The following is a 19567-nucleotide window of genomic DNA, read 5'->3' on the forward strand; positions in this document are numbered from 1 at the left end:
CAGCCGATGTACCGCTTTCCCGGATAAATCCGGCCCCACAGAGCGGTTACCGTGTCTATACATTGGCGGCAGGCATGGATCGTGGCACGATGGCGCGGTTATCGAACGAGATTTTGATCATGCCGCACTCCAAAGCCAAGAATCTTTCCCTGATCGCAGCGATCGACCTGGGCTCAAACAGCTTTCATATGGTCGTTGCCAAGGCGAATCAGGGCGAGATCCGCATACTTGAGCGCCTGGGTGAAAAGGTTCAGCTTGCGGCGGGTATCAATGACGAACGCCAGCTCAATGAAGAGTCCATGCAGCGCGGGCTCGATTGCCTCAAGCGCTTCGCCCAACTGATCAACGGCCTGCCATTGGGTGCCGTGCGTATCGTCGGCACCAATGCCTTGCGTGAAGCACGCAACCGCAACGAATTCATTCATCGCGCCGAAAAAATCCTGGGGCACCCCGTAGAAGTCATTTCCGGTCGCGAAGAGGCGCGTCTTATCTATCTCGGCGTATCTCACACTCTGGCCGATACCCCCGGCAAGCGTCTGGTGGCCGATATCGGCGGTGGCAGTACCGAGTTCATCATTGGCCAGCGTTTCGAGCCTCTGCTGCGCGAAAGCCTGCAAATGGGCTGCGTGAGCTTCACCCAGCGTTACTTCAAGGACGGCAAGGTCACGCCAGCTCGCTATGCCCAGGCGTACACCGCTGCACGCCTTGAGATCATGAGCATCGAACACGCCCTGCACCGCCTGAAATGGGATGAAGCCATCGGTTCGTCCGGCACCATTCGGGCTATCGGCCTGGCGCTCAAGGCTAACGGTTACGGTTCGGGCGAGGTCAACGCCGAAGGGTTGGCATGGCTCAAGCGCAAACTGTTCAAGCTGGGCGATATCGAGAAAATCGACTTTGACGGCATCAAGCCCGACCGTCGTGCAATCTTCCCGGCAGGCCTGGCGATTCTGGAAGCAATCTTCGACGCTCTGGAACTCAAGCGCATGGACCATTGCGAAGGTGCCCTGCGCGAAGGCGTGCTGTATGACCTGCTGGGGCGCCATCACCATGAAGACGTGCGTGAGCGTACGCTCGGCTCGCTGATGGACCGCTACCACGTCGATCTGGAACAGGCTGCCCGTGTAGAACGCAAGGCACTGCATGCCCTGGAGCAAGTCGCAGAAGCCTGGGACCTGGAAGATGAAATCTATGCGGAGCTGCTGAGCTGGGCCGCCAAGGTGCATGAAGTGGGGCTCGACATCGCCCACTATCACTACCACAAGCACGGCGCCTACCTGATCGAGCACTCTGATCTGGCCGGATTCTCACGCGAAGACCAGCAAATGCTCGCGCTGCTGGTGCGCGGTCATCGTCGCAATATTCCAAAGGACAAGTTCGCCGAGTTCGGCGATGAAGGCATCAAGCTGATTCGCCTGTGCGTGCTGCTGCGCTTTGCGATTCTGTTCCATCACATTCGTGGCACCCAGGAGATGCCACGTGTGATCTTGCGCGCCGACGGTCCGAACCTGGATGCTGAGTTCCCGGACGGCTGGCTGGAAAACAACCAGTTGACTCAGGCCGACTTCGCGCTGGAAGCGGAGTGGCTGACCCGAGTCGGTATCGTCTTTACTGCACGCTGAGTACCGGAATGCTCAGGCGCTCAAGCAGAGTCGCCTGGGCGCTTCGAGCGTTCTGGTTGCCGGTCGGCGTGCTGCGCACGTAACGCCCGTCAGGCTGCAACAGCCAGCTGTGAGTGTTGTCGGTCAGATAACTCTCCAGCTCCTTCTTCACTCGCAGGATCAACTTCTTGCCATCCACCGGGAAGCAGGTCTCGACACGCTTGTCGAGGTTGCGCTCCATCCAGTCGGCACTGGACAGGAACATCTGCTCGTCGCCGCCATTGAGGAAGTAGTAGACCCGCGTGTGCTCAAGGAAGCGACCGATGATCGAGCGCACCTGAATGTTGTGCGAGACACCAGCAATCCCCGGACGCAGGCAGCACATGCCACGCACCACCAGATCGATGCGAACGCCTGACTGACTGGCCTTGTAGAGCGCACGGATGATTTTCGGGTCGGTCAACGAGTTGAACTTGGCGATGATGTGCGCAGGCTTGCCGTCGAGCGCAAATTGCGTCTCGCGGGCAATCATGTCGAGCATGCCTTTCTTGAGCGTGAACGGCGCATGCAGCAGCTTCTTCATGCGCAGGATCTTGCCCATGCCGATCAACTGACTGAACAGCTTGCCGACGTCTTCGCACAAGGCATCGTCGGAGGTCAGCAGGCTGTAGTCGGTGTACAGACGGGCATTGGCCGCGTGGTAGTTACCGGTGCCCAAGTGCGCATAACGCACGATTTCACCGGCCTCGCGACGCAGGATCAGCATCATCTTGGAGTGGGTCTTGAAGCCGACCACACCATAGATCACCACCGCACCGGCCGCTTGCAGACGGCTGGCCAGTTGCAGGTTGGACTCTTCGTCGAAGCGGGCACGCAATTCGATCACCGCCGTGACTTCCTTGCCGTTACGCGCCGCATCGACCAGCGCATCAACGATTTCCGAGTTCGCGCCGCTACGGTACAGCGTTTGCCGCACGGCCAGCACATGCGGGTCTTTGGCGGCCTGACGCAGCATGTCGACAACCGGCGTGAAGGACTCGAAAGGGTGCAGCAACAGGATGTCCTGCTTGCTGACCACGCTGAAAATGTTCTCGCTGTTCTGCAGCAGCTTGGGAATCGCTGGCGTGAACGGCGGGTATTGCAGCTCCGGGTGGCTGTCCAGGCCGGTAATGCTGAACAGGCGCGTGAGGTTTACCGGGCCATTGACCTGATACAACTCCGACTCGGTCAGGTTGAACTGCTTGAGCAGGTAATCCGACAGATGCTTGGGACAGGTGTCCGCCACTTCCAGACGCACCGCATCGCCGTAACGACGCGAGAACAGCTCGCCGCGAAGGGCGCGCGCCAGGTCTTCCACATCTTCGGAGTCCAGCGCCAGGTCGGCGTTACGGGTCAGACGGAACTGGTAGCAGCCCTTGACCTTCATGCCCTGGAACAGGTCATCGGCATGAGCATGGATCATGGAGGACAGGAACACGTAGTTGTCGCCTACCCCGCCCACATCTTCCGGCACCTTGATAATGCGCGGCAGCAGACGCGGAGCCGGGATGATCGCAAGGCCCGAGTCGCGACCAAAGGCATCGATACCCTCCAGTTCAACGATGAAGTTCAGGCTCTTGTTGACCAGCAACGGGAACGGGTGCGTCGGGTCCAGGCCGATCGGGGTGATGATCGGCGCGATTTCATCGCGGAAATAGCGACGGACCCACGTCTTGAGCTTGGTCGTCCAGTAACGGCGACGAATGAACCGGACCTGATGTTTTTCCAGCTCCGGCAACAGAATGTCGTTGAGGATCGCGTATTGACGATCAACATGGCCATGAACCAGTTCACTGATGCGGGCCAATGCCTGATGCGGTTGCAGGCCATCGGCGCCCGCCTGTTCGCGTGCGAACGTGATCTGTTTCTTGAGGCCCGCGACACGAATCTCGAAGAACTCATCGAGGTTGCTGGAAAAGATCAGCAGAAACTTCAGCCGCTCCAGCAACGGATAGGACTCATCCAGAGCCTGTTCCAATACCCGGATGTTGAACTGCAACTGCGACAGCTCACGGTGGATATACAGGCTGCTATCGTCCAGATTCGGGATAGCAATGGCCGGCGCCACAGCAGCAGGCGCCTCAATGGCGGCTATAACTTCAGTTTCAGGCTCAACCACTGGCGTAGCCTCCTGAACATCGACTTCAACAGTGGCTTCGGTGAGTCCTTCGGTATTCATGAATGTTCCTGTGAGGCTATTGCCCTTTTAACAGTTGAGCGGCACGGACGGCGAAGTAAGTAAGAATGCCATCAGCACCCGCGCGTTTGAAGGCCGTAAGGGATTCGAGAATCACCCCCTCACTCAGCCAGCCATTCTGGATCGCAGCCATATGCATCGCATATTCGCCGCTCACCTGATAGACAAAAGTCGGGACCTTGAACTCATCCTTGACCCGATAAAGGATGTCCAGATAAGGCATGCCCGGTTTGACCATCACCATGTCCGCGCCTTCAGCCAGGTCGGCGGCCACTTCATGCAATGCTTCGTTACTGTTGGCCGGGTCCATCTGATAGGACGCCTTGTTGGCCTTGCCCAGGTTCAGTGAAGAACCTACCGCATCGCGGAACGGACCGTAATAGGCGCTGGCATATTTTGCCGAATAAGCCATGATCCGAACGTTGATGTGCCCGGCAAGTTCCAGCGCTTCACGAATGGCCTGGATGCGGCCATCCATCATGTCCGAAGGCGCGACCACCTGAGCACCGGCCTCGGCATGGGACAGCGCCTGCTTGACCAGTGCATCGACGGTGATGTCGTTCTGCACATAGCCTTCTTCATCAATGATGCCGTCCTGACCGTGGGTAGTGAACGGGTCCAACGCCACATCGGTGATCACACCCAACTCCGGAAAGCGGTCACGCAATGCGCGGGTCGCACGCTGGGCGATACCGTCCGGGTTCCAGGCTTCAGCGCCATCCAGGGATTTTTTCTCAAGCGGCGTCACCGGGAACAATGCAAGCGCCGGAATTCCCAGGGCAACCCAGCCTTCGGCTTCCTGAAGCAACAGATCGATACTCAGGCGCTCGACGCCCGGCATCGAGGCAACAGCTTCACGACGGTTTTCGCCATCGAGCACAAATACGGGAAGAATCAGGTCATCGACGGTCACTACGTTTTCGCGAACCAGTCGACGAGAAAAGTCGTCGCGACGATTACGACGCAGGCGAGTGAGAGGAAACAGGCGGTTTGCGGGGGTAAAGCTCACGGCGAGACTCCTGTAGCCCGCATACGCGGGCAAGCGCGACAGTTATAAGCCGCCATTATGACCAATGTGTGACAGTCATAGTGTGACCTGCGACCGGGGGCCGCAGAAAAGGCCTACAACGAGGATGGACTATTGTGGTTGTAGGAATCTTTAACGTCGAGACACATATCGACACTTTCATGATTGTCTTCGGCGAGTTAGGCTGCGCGTTCATTTCGCCAGCATCCAGACAATGCTCCAGAATTTCTTGAATGATTTCGGCTACTTTGCCCTCTTCCTGGGAACCTTCTTTGAAGGCGAGACCATCTTGGTTCTTGCCGGATTCCTGGCGTTCCGCGGATACATGGACCTCAACGTGGTCATCCTCGTGGCTTTCTGCGGAAGCTACGCGGGCGATCAGCTCTGGTACTACATGGGGCGCAGGCACGGCCGCAAACTGCTTGCACGCAAGCCACGATGGCAGCTCATGGGCGACAAGGCACTGAGGCTGGTACGCAAACACCCGGACATCTGGGTGCTGAGCTTCCGCTTCGTCTACGGCCTGCGAACGGTCATGCCCGTGGCCATCGGCATGTCCGGCTATCCGCCTTTGCGTTATCTGGTGCTCAACGGCATCGGTGCCGCGATCTGGGCTGCGGCCCTGGGCTCGGCGGCTTACCATTTCGGTGCCGTGATGGAAGGCCTGCTGGGCAACATCAAGAAGTACGAGCTTTGGGTCCTGGGTGGCCTGCTCCTGCTCGGCCTGGCCCTGTGGCTGCGCCGCCGCATCAAGAACGCCCGCATCGCCCGCCAGGAAAAACTGTGCTGTGCGTCGGCATCGGCGTCTGATGTAGAAGTCGAAGCGCCGGTCGACCTTCAGAAGAAGACAGACGGCCAATAATCTCCCTTCGCGAATAAATTCGCTCCTACCGTAGGAGCGAATTTATTCGCGAACCGCCATCAAGCCTTGAAACGGCTACGCCCGTACAACACCACAATCGCCAGCAACGCAACGGCCTGAGCGCTGAGCGAATACGCATCGGCGTGAATGCCCAGCCAGTCGAACTCGAAGAAAGGCACCGGACGTGTACCGAAGATGCCGGCTTCCTGAAGTGCCTTGACGCCATGCCCGGCGAATACCACCGACAATGCACACAGCAGCGCAGCGTTGATACCGAAGAACAATGACAACGGCAGTTTTGCCGAACCGCGCAAGATCACCCACGCCAGACCGACAAGCAGCACCAGCGCAGTGGCACCGCCGGCCAATACCGCGTTGTGCCCGGCAGGTCCTGCCTGTAGCCACAGGGTTTCGTAGAACAGAATGACCTCGAACAGTTCTCGATAAACCGAGAAGAACGCCAACACTGCGAAACCAAAACGCCCGCCGCCACCGACCAGACTGCTTTTGACATAGTCCTGCCAGGCCGCGGCATGGCGACGGTCATGCATCCAGACGCCGAGCCACAGCACCATGACGCTGGCGAACAACGCCGTCGCGCCTTCCAGCAGTTCACGCTGGGCCCCGCTGACATCGATGACATAAGCCGCCAATGCCCATGTCGCCAGACCGGCCAACAGCGCCAACCCCCAACCCGCATTGACACTACGCACCGCCGATTGCTGCCCGGTGTTGCGCAGGAACGCCAGGATCGCAGCCAATACCAGAATCGCTTCCAGCCCTTCACGCAACAGAATCAGCAGGCCGGAGATGTAGCTCAGGGAGACACTCAGGCCATCGCTGCCCAGCAGGGCTGCGGACTCCTTGAGTTTGGCCTTGGCGGCCTCCAGTTTCTGGGCCGCCTGAGCCAGCGGCAGGCCGTCCTGCAATGACTGCCGATAAGCCATCAAGGCTTTTTCAGTGTCCTTGCGCACAGTGGCGTCGACGTTATCCAGCGAACTTTCAACCAGCTCGAAACCTTCCAGATAAGCCGCAACCGACAGGTCGTAAGCCTGTTCATGATCGCCAGCGCTGTACGCTGCCAGACTCTTGTCCAGCGTCGTACTGGTGTAATCGAGCAGTTGTGCCGGGCCACGCTGGACCTGCGGCGGTTGCGCACGCTGGGCACGGAATGTCGCGGCGGCTTCAGGGCCTTCGGCGGCGCTGACTTCCGCTGGCGTCTGACGAGCCAGATCCGCCAGATTGAAGGTCTTGGCGGGCGTGCTCACCGGCTGCGCACTGAAGCTGGCAATGTAGGTTGCGATATCCCAGCGCTGGCGGTCATCCAGTTGGTCGGCAAACGCTGGCATATCGGTGCCAGTGATCCCGAGCCCCAGGGTGTTGTAGATATCGTAAAGACTCAGGCGATCCAGCCGGGCTGCATCGCGCAGATTGGCAGGCGCAGGTGTCAGGCCAATGCCGGCCGGGCCATCGCCTGCACCGGTGTCGCCATGGCAGACCGAGCAGTTCTGCGCATACAGCGGCGCACCGCGAGCAGGGTCAGGTGTAATGATCGGTGCCTGACTGATTTCATAGGCAACCGCCAGCCTTGCCCCCAATTGTCGGGCCTGGCGGGCTACAAACGCGCCGTCTTGCCGCTTGATCACCGCCTCTTTCAGCGCGGCGACGCCCTGCTCCAGCGCATCGCGCTCGGCACGCTGCGGCAAGGCAACGATCAAGCCCTGCAACGCGCCGAGAAACTCGACCTGCTCCTGGTATTCAGGCTCATCAACGACCTTGCCATCCGCTACGGTGGCTGGATAGTCAGCACCAATGTAGTCAAGCAGATGCAGCGCCTGGGCAGCGCCATCGGCAGGGTCGGCCAGCAGACCGAAACTGCACAGCGCAAGCAGTGGCAGTAACAACCAGGCCATGAAACGGGAACGCGGGGGCATGAATAAATCTCGACAGGAATGCAATGCGCTGCATTGTTCCCTTCCATCCGCCCCGACTCAATACTCGGCCCCCATATTTGTGACAAAACATTACTAAAAGTCTGACGCAAGGTCACTGAGCCTCGGAAGCTCATGACAAGCCTGGGCAACGCAATGGTGAGCCGCCTGAAGCAATCACAGCCAATGCCATCAAAATGACATTGCCACTCCAAAAACCAAGCCTATAATCGCCCGGCTTTTTCCTGTTGATGGAAGAGACAAATACTCATGCAGCGCTTGTGCTGCTTGTCCAAATGGACTTACGTAGCCGCCTCCAAACCGTTTGGCCGGCTATCGATTTCTGGAAATCATCACCATGCCCTCCCGCTTCCTGACCGCACTAGCGCTGGTCGCCTCTGTCCACCTGGCAGGCTGCTCCGTCTTCCGTAGCTATGACTCGGAACTGAAGGAAACCAATCAGCAACTGGCCAGCGGCAATGTCGATGCAGCCCTCGGCACACTGGAAAAAAACAACAAAGGCGAAGACAAAGACCTGCTCTATTACTTCGAGAAAGGTGAGTTGCTGCGCTCCAAAGGTGATTTCGCCGGTAGCCAGGCTGCCTGGCGTACAGCCGATCAGGTCGTGTTCAAGTGGGAAGAATCGGTCAAGTTCGATACCGAAAAATACCTCGCCCAGTTCGGCAGCTTCCTGGTCAACGACAAGGTGCGTCGCTACGAAGGCTATGACTATGAAAAGGTCATGCTGACCACCCAGATGGCACTCAATCTGCTGGGCCAGAACGATTTCGACGGTGCCCGTACCGAAATCAAGAAGACTCACGAGCGTGAAGCCGTGATTGCCGACCTGCGCGACAAGGAATACCTCAAGAGCGAGCAGGCAGCCGAAAACAAGGGCATGAAAACCCAGTTCAAGGATCTGAAAGGCTACCCTGTCGAGTCACTGGACGCGCCAGAAGTCGTCGCCCTCAAGAACAGCTACCAGAGTGCGTTCAGTCATTATCTGGCCGGCTTTGTCTATGAAGCACTGGGGGAAAAAGACCTGGCAGCACCGGGCTATCGCAAGGCGGCAGAACTGCGTCCGAACACCCCGCTGCTGGAAAAATCCCTGGCCGATCTTGACGCGGCCGCCAGCAAGGATGGCAACAGCGAAGTACTGATCGTGATCCAGAGCGGCTTTGCTCCGGCCCGCGACTCGGTGAGCATCCCGTTGCCGCTGCCGATCAGCGGCAATCTGGTCATTACGCCGCTATCGTTCCCGGTCATCAAACCGGACACCGGAACCCCGGTCTTCAACCAGATAACCCTGGACGGCCAGCCGCTCAACCTGACGCTGCTCAACAGCACCACTGACATGTCGCGACGCGCCCTGCGCGACGACATGCCGGGCATCATTCTGCGCACCACCCTTCGCGCCATTACCCGTGGTGTCGCGCAAAAGCAGATCAACGACGTCAACCCGCTGGCCGGGCTGGCAGTCGGTATCGCTTCGGCCATCACCGAAGGCGCCGACACCCGCACCTGGCGCACCTTGCCGGACAACACTCTCGTGGCGCGACTGCGTCTGACTCAAGGCATGCATCAGGTCATACTGCCTGGCACGCTGGGCGGTACCCACTTGCAGGTCAAGGTCGATCAGCGCTATCAGGTCGTCACCCTGCGCGCCCTGGGCAATCAGGTATTCGCCAACAGCCTCGCGGCCCAGGTCACTCCGACGAATGTCCCGCAAGCCCTTGCTGTCAAACAACCCTGAACGGAGATACCCCATGCGTATCAAGATTTTCGGCGCGCTGGCGCTGGCCCTGCTAGCAGGCTGCGCAACCCCGCCACCTCCCGCTCCGGGCAGCGCAGCCAGTAAAGTGGTGGCTCTGGGCGACATTAAAAGCATTGAAGTCGGTGCCATGCGCGTGGCTCGGGAAAATGGCTTCCTGACCGTCAAGGCTCAGTTGACCAACACCAGCAGCCGTAACAAGACGATGTATTACCGCTTCGCCTGGCTGGGTAACGATGGCTTTCCTGTGGCGGACGAAGAAGCCTGGAAAAGCCTGATGCTGTATGGCTCGCAAAGCACCACACTGCCGGCTATCGCTCCAAATCCGCGGGCAACCGATTTCCGCATTGAAATCAACACGCCTTGATCCGCTCCCTATTTCGCTCAGATCAGAAGAGTCCACACATGCTGTTTACACGTATTTGCTCCATCGCCGTCCTGGCCGTTCTGGCCAGCGGTTGCGCCAATAACTCTCCGGTTCTTGGCAGCAAGAACATCAGCTACGGAGACACCAAGGCTGTCGAAACAATTACCAATGAGTTCGGCTCCACCGACCTGCAAATGATTGCCGAGAGCATGACCCGCTCACTGGCACAGTCCGGCATCCTGCAAGGTCGTCCGGTGGTTCAGGTCTACGACGTGAAGAACAAGACCAGCGAGTACATCGACACTCGCGAAATCACCACCTCCATCAAGACCCAACTGATGAAAAGTGGCGTAGCCCGTTTCGCCAGCGACAACACCGAAATGCAGAGCCAGGTCGATCAGCTCAAGCTGCAGAACCAGAGCGGCCTGTACAAGCAGAACACTGTCGCCAAGACCGGCAACATGATCGCGGCCAAATATCGCCTGGAAGGCTCGATCAGCTCCATCGTCAAGCGCAGCAACGATTACAAGGACGTCTTCTATAAATTCAGCCTGCAACTGATCGATGTCGAAAGCGGCCTGGCAGAGTGGATGGACGAGAAAGAAATCCGCAAGACCACGGAGCGTTAAGTGATGCGTGCATGGATTGGCATTATCGGCCTGGCCTGCGCCTTCTCGGCGCAGGCGGCCCCAAAGATCGCAGTGACAGGTATGGCCTATCAGGAACGTGTGGAGCAATACATCCACACCGTTTCGGCACACAGCAACTCGAAAGCCACTTACTACAGCGAAAGCGGCTCGTCGAGCTATGAAGAGTACGAAGCCCGCACCAGCTACATCGAACAGAGCGAGTTGCAGAAATTCAGCGGCGACATCAAGGGCGAGATCCTGAAGTCCGGGCTGTTCCAGCTGGTGCAGGGCACGCCCTACAAGACCGGCTCGAAAGAGGATGTCTACGACGTCATAGCACGCATCAAGAGCGGCCACTTCAAAGGCGCGGACTACGTATTGTTCGGCACATTGTCGGACATCGACTTCCGTCAGGACGTGGGCGAGATAGCCAACACCAACAGCTACTCGGCCATTATGGGCCTGACCGTAGTCGGTGATTTCAGCCTGATCAACACCCGTACCTATGAAATAACCTCGGCCTTTACCGCCATGGGCGAAAGCCAGGACACCAAGCTGGTCAACAGCCGGGACGTCAAGATTTCCCTGAACCGGGGTCGTGTGGTGCGTGATGCCTCAAAATCGATTGGTGTCGATGTAGCGCGTCAGTTGCGTGAGCAATTGCGCGGTGAAGTGGAATACACCGGCCAGCCGATACAGCAGAACCTGCCGAGAGACGAAGCGCCACGTATTTTGCGTTAAGGGCGGTAAGTGGAAAGCTGCAAGCCTCAAGCCTCAAGCCTCAAGCCTCAAGCCTTTGACTTGTAGCTTGTAGCTTGTAGCTTGTAGCTTGTAGCTTGTAGCTTGTAGCTTTCAGCTTGCTACTTTCAGGCCGTCCCGCGATGAAGCGTCGCCAGAAAGCCCGCCGCCCCTACAAACAGGCTGGCGAAGGTGCGGTTCAGGCGGCGTTGTTGTTTCGGCGTTTTCAGCAGGCGCAACACGCGGGAAGCAAGCCCGGTGTAACCGGCCATGACCACCGAATCCACAACAACCATGGTCACCGCGATGATCATGTACTGGGCCAGCAACGGTTCGGCAGGGTTGATGAACTGCGGCAAGATCGCCAGCATGAACACCAGTGCCTTGGGGTTGCTGATATTGACCAGAAAGCCACGAAACACCAGGCTCAGCGGCTGACCCACAGGACGAACCGTCGACTCATCGGACAAATCCCCAGGCAACGCCCGCCATTGCTTGATACCCAGGTAAACCAGATAGGCCACGCCAAACCATTTGATCAGGTTGAATGCCAGCTCGGAGGCAGCCAATACGGCGCCCAGGCCCGCAGCGACAATCGCGATCTGCGCCACCAGTGCAATCTGCAGGCCCAGCGCATTCCAGTAGCCGCGCCAGAAACCGTATCGCAGGCCGCAGGACATCGACGCAATGGCGCCAGCCCCCGGAGACAGGCTGATAATCCAGCAAGCGGCAAAAAAAGCCAGCCACGTTTCAAGCGCCATCACACACCTCAAGCTAATCCGTCAGGCGCTAAATTAGTCTTTAGCGCATGAAGTAGCCAGAGAAAAACTTAGAAAAGCGCGTGCTCAGCGAGGACTGGCAGGGCGCGGCAGGTCCACCGCCGCGAAGCGCTCCCATTGTCGGGTGTCGATCACATCGGCAGTGTCCAGCAACCAGCGCAATACCCGCATCGCAAGCTGCTGCTCAAGTGAGGCATAACGCGCCTGACCGGCCAGATTATGCTGCTCGTGGGGATCGCTGGGGCGATGATAAAGCTCGCCAGGCTCATACAGCCGCCATACGTAAGTCCATTCACGATTGCGCAGCGCAACGACCTTGCCCACCAGTTCCGGCCGATCATGCTGCAACTGGCTCTTGATGTCGTAAGGGAAAGGCCCGCGCTCCAGCAGGTCGGCCTCTTCGATACGAAAACCACCTTCACTGAATGCTTCATCACGATGCGTGGCCGCCGGATCGTACAGACAGGCCGAGAAACTGCGTCCGAAGTGAGCATGCCCGGCACTCACTCCAGCCAGGTCCAATAGCGTCGGGAACACGTCGATCAGCTCAACCAGTGCATCGCTGCGCTCGCCGCCAGCAAGGCCGGGACCGGCAACGATCAGCGGCGTACGCACCAGACATTCATCAACACCTGCTGGCCATTTTTCCACCAGCCCGAAGTCCCCCAGATATTCGCCGTGATCGGAGAAAAAGGTGACAAATGTATTGTCGGCACCGGTACTGGCTTGCAGCCCGTCGAGCAGCCGTCCGACATGGCTGTCGAGTCGCGAAATCATGCCGTAGTAGACCCCGCGAATCTCTCGCCACTGCTCCTCGGTCAGACGATCCCAGCCATGCCGCCGGGCGAGTTCGGCATAGAAGCCTGCTCGCGGGCCAGTGGCATGACGCGGCACCTCAACCGCTTCACGCGGGTATTGCGAAAACCAGGGTTGTTCCACGGCAAACGGCGGATGCGGAAAGATCAACGGGATATACAGCACCCAGGGTTTCGCGGGTGCGCCGTTCAGCCATTGCTCGGCAGTGCGGATCGTGGCCTCGTCAAAATCGACGACATCGCCAGGACGCTCGCCACGATAGTGAGCACGGGCCATCTCATCACGTTCCTGACCGTGATTCTTGCCCATGAAATCGGCAAGGCTGCTCAGTGCCGGATCGGCAAAACCGTGCTCGTCGAGTGACAGCTCGGCTGCTCCGGCAGCGAAGGTATCGCCCCGTGCGCCGGCATGGACCACGTGATAACCGCTTTCCTTGAAGCTGCGCAGAAAGTTGGGCTCCTGCTGGCCGAGCAGATACTGCAAGGAGCGATGGCCATTGACGTGGGGATAGCGCCCGGACAGAAACGACACCCGCGACGGCGAACAGACGCTGTGCTGGGTGAACGCCTCGCTGAAGCGCACACCACGCCCGGCGAGACGATCCAGGTGCGGAGTCTGCACCGGGCTGCGCGGGTTGAAACCCGGCAGGCAATCGACCCGCAACTGGTCTGCGACTATGACGATAAAGTTCGGCAGGCTCATCAGAAATCCTTGCGCACCTGCACGCCAAAGTAACGCTCGTCATCACGCGGCACCATGCGGGTAATGCCGCCAGTACTGGACGTCAGCAACGTGGCATAGGAGCGGTCAGCCAGATTGCGGCCCAGCAAGGCCACGCGCCAGCCCTGGTTGTAATCGGCCAGTGCCACGCTGGCATTCCAGATGCCATAAGAGCCCTGGCGGGTGTCGAGGTTCTGATCGAGGCTGTACTGCACTTCGCTCTGCCAGCTGTAATCGCTGCTCAGCTCCAGATCCAGACCGTTCTGCAGAGGAATGCTGTAGTCGGCGCGCACGTAACTTTTCCAGTCAGGCGCAAACGGCAAGGGCTTGCCGTTGACGTTGCAACTGGCCGCAGCCGCAGGCGGGCACTGGAAATCTTCGATGCGGGCCTGGGTATAAGCCAGCGCACCACTGAGTTTCAATTGCTGGGTGGCTTGCAGTGCCAGGTCCAGTTCAGCACCCTCGCTGCGAACGGAACCGGCATTGATCAGCCGAGTCACCGGCGAACCACCCACCTGGTCGAAAAAGTTGGCCTGATAGTTATCGAAATCACTACGGAATATCGCCAGGTTGGCGGTCAGGCGACGATCCAGCGCCGTGCTTTTCAGGCCGATCTCGTAGTTGTTCGAGGTTTCCGGATCAAGCGCCTCGGTGTCCAGATCGTACATCTGGAAATAGACGTTATAGGCCGGCCCTTTGTAGCCCCGCGAATAGGTGACGTAACCCGTGAGGTTTTCGTTGAAGTCGTGTTGCAGGCCCAATCGACCAGATACCCCGCTATCGCTGTGTGAACCGGACGAAGCGAAAGAAGGACGCATTGCCCGCAAGGTCAGCGGCGAAGTGGAAACCCGCTGGTGGTCGTACTCCACTTCGTCGCGAGTCAGGCGCAGGCCGATAATGGCACGCCAGTCATCCGTGAAATTCAAGGTGCTTTCGCCGAACAGCGCATAGCTGTCGTTGGTAGCGCTGAACTTGCCAGTGGCCGATTGCGCATTGCCCAGAGTGACCAGCCTCCTCAGATAGTCCTCTTTCGATTCGCCGTGATAGAGGTAGACCCCGGCGACATACTCGAAGAACTGCCCGGTGGGCGAAGCCAGCCGCAATTCCTGGCTGAACTGGTCGTAATCGACCTGACCGGTATCGTGCAATGCATCGACAGGCAGACCGGCGAGTCGGTCCTGATCCTGAGACTGATCGTTGTCCCAGCCGCGCCAGGCAGTGATCGACGTCAATGTATAAGCGCCCAGCGACCAGTCCAGTTGTGCCGACAGGCCTTTGTGGGTGTCCTCGGCATGAGTCCGGAAATCGTTCTGCACGTCGCGGTTGGTCGAGGTGGCCCGACCAGGTGCGAAGGATGTCGCGAAACTGCTGGTAGCCTGGTAAGGAACACCGTTTGGCACGGTATTCCTGGCTTCGGTGTAATCACCGATCAGGGTGACCCGCAGATTCTCGGAGGGGTCGAGCTGCAACTTGCCGCGCAGCCCTTTGGTACCGTAGCCATTGACGCTGTCGCCGTTGTAGTCGTTGCGTACATTGCCGTCGTAATCGGCCCACAAGGTACTCAGGGATGCCTTGACCGTATCGGTCAGCGCACCGCCCAGACCAAAGCGCAGGCGTTGTTCGTTGCCCTTGCCGAAAAACGAGTAATCGGCATAACCGCGTGTCTTTTCAGGGATGTCACGGCTGACCACGTTCAACACACCAGCCGAAGCGTTACGACCGAACAGCGTGCCCTGAGGGCCACGCAGCACTTCGATGCGCTCCACTTCCATCAAGTCCAGGGTTGATTGACCGGGACGGCCATACACCACGCCATCGATCACGGTCGATACGCTGGGTTCGACACCCGGCGAAGTGGAGATGGTGCCAACGCCGCGTACAAACAGCGAAGTGTCCTTGCTCGACGCCGCAGTCCGGAAATTGAGGGTCGGGACCTGCTGCACAATGCTCGCCACACTGTTGCGGTTTTCTCGTTCGAGTTGTTCGCCATCGACCACGGAGACCGCAACCGGCACTTTCTGCAGGCTCGACTCGCGGCGTGTGGCCGTAACCGTAACGGCTTTCAGAGCAGTATCGGCCTGTTCTGCCTCAGGCTGGCTGGAGGACGCCGCCTGTGCCGGAGAAAACAGCGGCAGCAAGGTCAGTGCTGCAAGTGGGAGCAGGGAAAAAGGAGGCTTCATTGTTAAGGCTCATGCTAAGGCGTCGGCGAAACCTCCTGGGTGGTGGTAGCGGAGCGTGTTGCCCGGACGCGGCTAAGGTTATGCGTTTTTGATCTTTCCGCCCTGGCTCAAGGCCACCGGATAATGCCGGCCTGCACGTTGGGCGGTAGCCAGCGATGCGGGGCTGTTGTAGCAAGAGGCATCGGCAGCGGGAAATTCATTAATCGCATCACAGGCATGACTCAAAGGTCTGACCCATGGATTTACGCCAGCTTCGCCATTTCCTGGCCTTGGCCAACCACCTGAACTTCACCCGTGCAGCCGAAACCGCCTGCATCACTCAATCCGCTTTCAGCCGCAGCATTCAGGGGCTGGAAAACGAACTGGGTGGCCCGTTGGTAGAACGTGGCAGCCGTGGCGTGGTACTGACCGCCAAAGGCGAAGCATTGCGTGGACGTGCGACTCGCCTGCTGGCTGAGGCCAGTAACCTGCGTGACGAGATGGCCGCCGATGAGTCTTGCCCAGGCACCAGCCGCTTGAGTGTGGGGGTTGGCCCGCTGGTCTCGGCCCACCTGTTGCCTCAGGCACTGGCCAGCTTCGTCGGCGTGTTCCCGCAAACCGTCATGGAAGTGCGCGTGGACAAGCCGTCCAGCCTGCTGACGATGCTCGATGAAGGGCTGATCAGTTTTCTGGTGGCAGACCTGCGGCATATGGATATCGACACCCGCTATCTGGCCAGACCATTGCGCTTCCGGCGTTTCGGGTTGTTCTGTCGGGCCGGCCACCCGCTACTCGGCCATCCCGCCCCACACTTCCGGCAACTGGTGGATTACCCCCGTGCAGCCGCCATGCTGCCGCTGGAGCTACGCGGTCTGCTTCAGGAGCAATGGGGTTCAAAAGGACCGGCGCTGAATCTGGAAACCCAGTACAACGACCTGCTGCCCAAACTGGTGGCGTCGTCCGACAGCATCGGTGTCGCACAACTGGAGGTCATAGAATCCCTGACCGCCTCGGGCGCGTTCCAGCGCCTGCGCTGCCTCGATGAGCCGCTGTTGCTGCGCGATGGCGGCGCCTGCTTTGTCATCGTGCAGCGCGCCGATCAGCCTTTGAGCAACGAAGCCCGCTGCATGATCGAAACGCTGCTGGATATCGACGACTCCGGCAGCAGCGCCGCAGCCCGGCCAACTTACGAAGTGGCGCGTCAACTGGCGCTGTAGAAATCAGGGCTGCGCCTTGCCTTGAGCATCGTAGCGCGGCCATGGCGATGCGCCGTGACGAGCGATGGACTGCTCGACAAAACGCGGCTCAAGCCATTGGGTAACATCGAACTGCCGACGAACAAGGCGCAACTCATGGGCCTGGCGCAGGCTCTCTTCCAGGCTTGCCGTCAGAAAGCTGTCCAGCCGTGGCGAGGAGCGAAAACGCAGATCCGCGCCTTTGCTTTCTTCCTTCGCCAGCGCCACCGGAATGCCGCTGGCCTGCTCCTGACCCACCAGATATTGCTGGTAACCGACTGGCTCGGACAGGCTGCCAGCAATATCCACCAGCACATCGACCAGTGTCTGCGTGGCCTGCGGGTAACGGTCGATAAAGTCCTGAGTGGCCAGCGTGGTGCCCTGAACAGTGGCGTGTGGCGACAGTGTCTGAGTACTCAGGGGAATGGCCATGCCCTTGTCCCGCAAACTCAGTACGTTGAAATTCGACCAGGTCGCATCGACCTGGCCAGCCAGCAGTGCCGCCGCCGCGGCACTCCAGTCCAGGCTGGTGATTTTCAGGTCCTGCTCGCGCAAACCGGCCTCCGCCAGCAGGCGACCAAACGACAGTTGATCGGCTGTGCCGCGATAGAGAGCGATCCGTTTGCCTTTCAGGTCTTCGACTCGCGCAATGTTTGCCTCGGGGCGGCTGGCCAAGAACATATTGCTGCCACGCGACCCCATCAACACACGAGTCTTCAAGCCACCGGAACGACCGATAATCGCGGCCAGATCACCAAGGCCGACCACATCCAGTTGGCCATTGGCCAAAGCCTCGTTGATTGCCGGGCCTGCGCCACGGAAAAAGTGCCATTCGATGCGCGTACCGCGACTGGCGAAAGCCTCTTCCAACTGGTGCTGACGCTGGGCAATACCCAGCGCTCCTGGCGCGTAGGGTTTATTACGGGTACTCAAATCCGGCACGCCGATGCGAATCACTTCAGGAGCTTCTTCGGCCTGCACGGTTGCGATGCTCAGCCAAGCGCTCATCAACAGTAACAAGGAGGCACTCAGGGCTCGCGATACGAAGCTCATGGCTGGATTCCATTCAACGGGTTGGCGGCTTGCGGACGCTGCTCTTCGAGCACGGCGGCGCGACGTACCCGACGAATCGCCGGGAAATAGTCCGAAACGGCAAGGTGCTGGGTGCTGCGATTATCCCAGATTGCCGCACAACCGGCCTGCCAGCGCCAGCGGACCTGAAAGGCAGGGTTTTCCAGATGCTGGAACAGCAGATCCAGAATGGCCCGCGATTCATGCGAGGAAAGCCCGACGATATGTGAGGTAAAGGCACGATTGATGAACAGCGAAGGCCGCCCGGAAACCGGATGACGGCGCACGACCGGGTGGCGCGTGGGTGGCGGCAGCCTGAGCAGGTTGTCGAGTATGCCCGGCTGCTCCAGCTTGCTTGCATAGTCGAACGCGGGGAAAACACTATGAATCGCTTCCAGCCTGTCCAATAACCCGCGCAGCGGTTCGGACAATGCCTGATAGGCGGCTTCGGTATCGACCCATAGCGTGTCGCCGCCCACCTCGGGAATGGTTTCGGCATGCAGCACGCCGTATTTCAACGGACGTTCGGCAAAGGTCACGTCGGCATGCCAGGTATCGTTGGCACCCTTGCGCGATTCGTCGTAGTTGAAAACCACGAGTTCCTGAGTGTCGGCGTGCGCCTGAAAGGTCGGATGCACATGCAGCTCACCGAGCCGCGCAGCGAAGTCGCGCTGCTGCAGGGCTGTCCATTGCTGATGTGGGAAGAACAATACCTTGTGACGCACCAGAGCCGCTTCGACCAGCGCCAGTTGCCGGTCATCCAGGGCTTGCAGCTGGATGCCATCGACCCGCGCGCCCAACAAGGGGTTGAGCCGTGTGATGTGGCCCTGAAGATCGTCTTGAATAACCGCAGGCTGCATGTTTCACCCTCTCGAATCCAAACAGAGGGTCACGACTCTAGGCAGGCAAGGCCATGAACGACCAATGCATTGCAGGTCTGGAAGTCATGCAGTGGCTGAATGCAGGTTCGGTGGCGAATTCATTCGCGAATGAATTCGCTCCTACGCTGCCGAGCCTGCCGCTATTTCGCTTCGCCGGTCGGCCTCTCGGCAATCACCTGTGGCAATACATCGCTGCCACGCCAGCGGCGAACCGCTTTCTGGAAGAACTGGCTGTTCGGCACCTGCACCAGTGCGCCGCCTGTCTCAGGCATTTCGATCAGGGTGGTGAACATCAGGTTGATGGCAACAACCCGGCCTTTGACGCCCGGTTTGTCCAGCGTCTCGACCAGCTCAACCACATCGCCGATGCGGAAAGGGCCGATGGTGAAGATCAGGATCGCGCAGAGCAGGTTTGAGAGCACGCTCCACATGGCGAAGAACGCGACGGCCGCAACCGCGACAAAGCCTGACAGCGCAGTCCACAGCACAGTGGCGGAAACACCGAGCCGGCCCAGCACGAAGACAAACGCGCTGCCCATGATCAACCAGCGCAAACCGCCACGGACCGGCACCAGAAGTTCAGGTGGCAGCGGGTAGCGTTCGCCCAGCCCGGTCAGAAAACGGCCTATCAAGCGCTGCAACACGTAACCCGCCAGCAGGATCAACAGGATCTGTATGCCCAGCCAGAGCGGTTCGATCCAGTAGGCCGTCAGCGGCAACCCGAAAAATTCCATCAGCCCCTCA

At 59.2% G+C, this 19567-nt stretch carries 16 protein-coding genes; 7 read left to right on the plus strand and 9 right to left on the minus strand.

Features of this window, described 5'->3' with window-relative positions:
- Positions 1 to 119 precede the first annotated feature (119 nt).
- Positions 120 to 1622 carry an exopolyphosphatase gene (ppx, locus tag JL015_RS18130; RefSeq protein WP_201019421.1) on the plus strand — a complete coding sequence of 501 codons (1503 nt, stop codon included), beginning with the start codon at positions 120 to 122 and terminating at the stop codon, positions 1620 to 1622.
- On the opposite strand, the gene ppk1 is transcribed toward ppx, so the two are convergent.
- Positions 1609 to 3819 carry a polyphosphate kinase 1 gene (gene ppk1, locus JL015_RS18135; RefSeq protein ID WP_201019422.1) on the minus strand — a complete coding sequence of 737 codons (2211 nt, stop codon included), beginning with the start codon at positions 3817 to 3819 and terminating at the stop codon, positions 1609 to 1611. The genes ppx and ppk1 overlap by 14 nt on opposite strands.
- Positions 3820 to 3835: 16 nt before the next feature.
- Positions 3836 to 4846: a porphobilinogen synthase gene (gene hemB, locus JL015_RS18140; protein ID WP_201001137.1), complete on the minus strand. Its 1011-nt coding sequence runs from the start codon at positions 4844 to 4846 to the stop codon at positions 3836 to 3838.
- Between the two features lie 232 nt (positions 4847 to 5078).
- On the opposite strand from hemB, the gene JL015_RS18145 reads away from it, so the two are divergent.
- Positions 5079 to 5726: a DedA family protein gene (locus JL015_RS18145; protein WP_201001136.1), complete on the plus strand. Its 648-nt coding sequence runs from the start codon at positions 5079 to 5081 to the stop codon at positions 5724 to 5726.
- Positions 5727 to 5785: 59 nt separating this feature from the next.
- Here the strand turns inward: JL015_RS18145 and JL015_RS18150 are convergent, their stop codons facing one another.
- Positions 5786 to 7660, minus strand: a complete 1875-nt coding sequence (locus tag JL015_RS18150) for a cytochrome c/FTR1 family iron permease (protein WP_201019423.1) — start codon at positions 7658 to 7660, stop codon at positions 5786 to 5788.
- Positions 7661 to 8015: 355 nt separating this feature from the next.
- Here JL015_RS18150 and JL015_RS18155 point away from each other — a divergent pair, with 355 nt between their 5' ends.
- The 4 genes from JL015_RS18155 to JL015_RS18170 are packed head-to-tail and all read left to right on the plus strand — an operon-like array spanning position 8016 to position 11165.
- Entirely contained in the window at positions 8016 to 9410 is a 1395-nt protein-coding gene (locus JL015_RS18155; RefSeq protein ID WP_201019424.1) for a COG3014 family protein, read from the plus strand.
- A gap of 13 nt (positions 9411 to 9423) precedes the next feature.
- Positions 9424 to 9795, plus strand: coding sequence for a YcfL family protein (locus JL015_RS18160; RefSeq protein WP_201019425.1), 372 nt, complete (start codon positions 9424 to 9426; stop codon positions 9793 to 9795).
- A gap of 38 nt (positions 9796 to 9833) precedes the next feature.
- On the plus strand, positions 9834 to 10424 hold the full coding sequence (gene lpoB / locus JL015_RS18165) for a penicillin-binding protein activator LpoB (RefSeq protein ID WP_201001128.1): 591 nt from the start codon (positions 9834 to 9836) through the stop codon (positions 10422 to 10424).
- Between the two features lie 3 nt (positions 10425 to 10427).
- Positions 10428 to 11165, plus strand: coding sequence for a penicillin-binding protein activator LpoB (locus JL015_RS18170; protein ID WP_201019426.1), 738 nt, complete (start codon positions 10428 to 10430; stop codon positions 11163 to 11165).
- A 125-nt stretch (positions 11166 to 11290) separates the two neighbouring features.
- On the opposite strand, the gene JL015_RS18175 is transcribed toward JL015_RS18170, so the two are convergent.
- From JL015_RS18175 to JL015_RS18185, 3 genes are all read right to left on the minus strand, one after another.
- Positions 11291 to 11923, minus strand: coding sequence for a LysE family transporter (locus tag JL015_RS18175; RefSeq protein WP_201001124.1), 633 nt, complete (start codon positions 11921 to 11923; stop codon positions 11291 to 11293).
- Between the two features lie 84 nt (positions 11924 to 12007).
- Positions 12008 to 13459 carry a sulfatase-like hydrolase/transferase gene (locus JL015_RS18180; protein ID WP_201019427.1) on the minus strand — a complete coding sequence of 484 codons (1452 nt, stop codon included), beginning with the start codon at positions 13457 to 13459 and terminating at the stop codon, positions 12008 to 12010.
- Positions 13459 to 15657: a TonB-dependent receptor gene (locus JL015_RS18185; protein ID WP_201019428.1), complete on the minus strand. Its 2199-nt coding sequence runs from the start codon at positions 15655 to 15657 to the stop codon at positions 13459 to 13461. The genes JL015_RS18180 and JL015_RS18185 overlap by 1 nt, the downstream gene beginning before the upstream one ends.
- Before the next feature lie 236 nt (positions 15658 to 15893).
- Here JL015_RS18185 and JL015_RS18190 point away from each other — a divergent pair, with 236 nt between their 5' ends.
- Positions 15894 to 16853: a LysR family transcriptional regulator gene (locus tag JL015_RS18190; protein ID WP_201019429.1), complete on the plus strand. Its 960-nt coding sequence runs from the start codon at positions 15894 to 15896 to the stop codon at positions 16851 to 16853.
- Between the two features lie 3 nt (positions 16854 to 16856).
- Here JL015_RS18190 and JL015_RS18195 read toward each other — a convergent pair whose 3' ends face one another.
- From JL015_RS18195 to JL015_RS18205, 3 genes are all read right to left on the minus strand, one after another.
- Complete coding sequence (locus JL015_RS18195; RefSeq protein WP_201019430.1) at positions 16857 to 17924, minus strand: ABC transporter substrate-binding protein; 1068 nt, start codon at positions 17922 to 17924, stop codon at positions 16857 to 16859.
- Positions 17921 to 18802, minus strand: coding sequence for a TauD/TfdA dioxygenase family protein (locus tag JL015_RS18200; RefSeq protein WP_201019431.1), 882 nt, complete (start codon positions 18800 to 18802; stop codon positions 17921 to 17923). Before JL015_RS18200 ends, JL015_RS18195 begins: the two co-directional genes overlap by 4 nt.
- Positions 18803 to 18963: 161 nt before the next feature.
- Positions 18964 to 19557 carry a mechanosensitive ion channel family protein gene (locus JL015_RS18205; protein ID WP_201019432.1) on the minus strand — a complete coding sequence of 198 codons (594 nt, stop codon included), beginning with the start codon at positions 19555 to 19557 and terminating at the stop codon, positions 18964 to 18966.
- Between the last annotated feature and the right edge of the window lie 10 nt (positions 19558 to 19567).

It is taken from the genome of Pseudomonas cichorii (genome assembly GCF_015471405.1).
In the GTDB taxonomy this organism is placed as follows: domain Bacteria; phylum Pseudomonadota; class Gammaproteobacteria; order Pseudomonadales; family Pseudomonadaceae; genus Aquipseudomonas; species Aquipseudomonas serbiensis.

Coding starts and splice junctions, on each gene's coding strand:
- ppx (WP_201019421.1), top strand. CDS start 120: ATGCCGCACTCCAAAGCCAAGAATCTTTCCCTGATCGCAGCGATCGAC.
- ppk1 (WP_201019422.1), bottom strand. CDS start 3,819: ATGAATACCGAAGGACTCACCGAAGCCACTGTTGAAGTCGATGTTCAG.
- JL015_RS18145 (WP_201001136.1), top strand. CDS start 5,079: ATGCTCCAGAATTTCTTGAATGATTTCGGCTACTTTGCCCTCTTCCTG.
- JL015_RS18150 (WP_201019423.1), bottom strand. CDS start 7,660: ATGCCCCCGCGTTCCCGTTTCATGGCCTGGTTGTTACTGCCACTGCTT.
- JL015_RS18155 (WP_201019424.1), top strand. CDS start 8,016: ATGCCCTCCCGCTTCCTGACCGCACTAGCGCTGGTCGCCTCTGTCCAC.
- JL015_RS18160 (WP_201019425.1), top strand. CDS start 9,424: ATGCGTATCAAGATTTTCGGCGCGCTGGCGCTGGCCCTGCTAGCAGGC.
- lpoB (WP_201001128.1), top strand. CDS start 9,834: ATGCTGTTTACACGTATTTGCTCCATCGCCGTCCTGGCCGTTCTGGCC.
- JL015_RS18170 (WP_201019426.1), top strand. CDS start 10,428: ATGCGTGCATGGATTGGCATTATCGGCCTGGCCTGCGCCTTCTCGGCG.
- JL015_RS18175 (WP_201001124.1), bottom strand. CDS start 11,923: ATGGCGCTTGAAACGTGGCTGGCTTTTTTTGCCGCTTGCTGGATTATC.
- JL015_RS18180 (WP_201019427.1), bottom strand. CDS start 13,459: ATGAGCCTGCCGAACTTTATCGTCATAGTCGCAGACCAGTTGCGGGTC.
- JL015_RS18185 (WP_201019428.1), bottom strand. CDS start 15,657: ATGAAGCCTCCTTTTTCCCTGCTCCCACTTGCAGCACTGACCTTGCTG.
- JL015_RS18190 (WP_201019429.1), top strand. CDS start 15,894: ATGGATTTACGCCAGCTTCGCCATTTCCTGGCCTTGGCCAACCACCTG.
- JL015_RS18195 (WP_201019430.1), bottom strand. CDS start 17,924: ATGAGCTTCGTATCGCGAGCCCTGAGTGCCTCCTTGTTACTGTTGATG.
- JL015_RS18200 (WP_201019431.1), bottom strand. CDS start 18,802: ATGCAGCCTGCGGTTATTCAAGACGATCTTCAGGGCCACATCACACGG.
- JL015_RS18205 (WP_201019432.1), bottom strand. CDS start 19,557: ATGGAATTTTTCGGGTTGCCGCTGACGGCCTACTGGATCGAACCGCTC.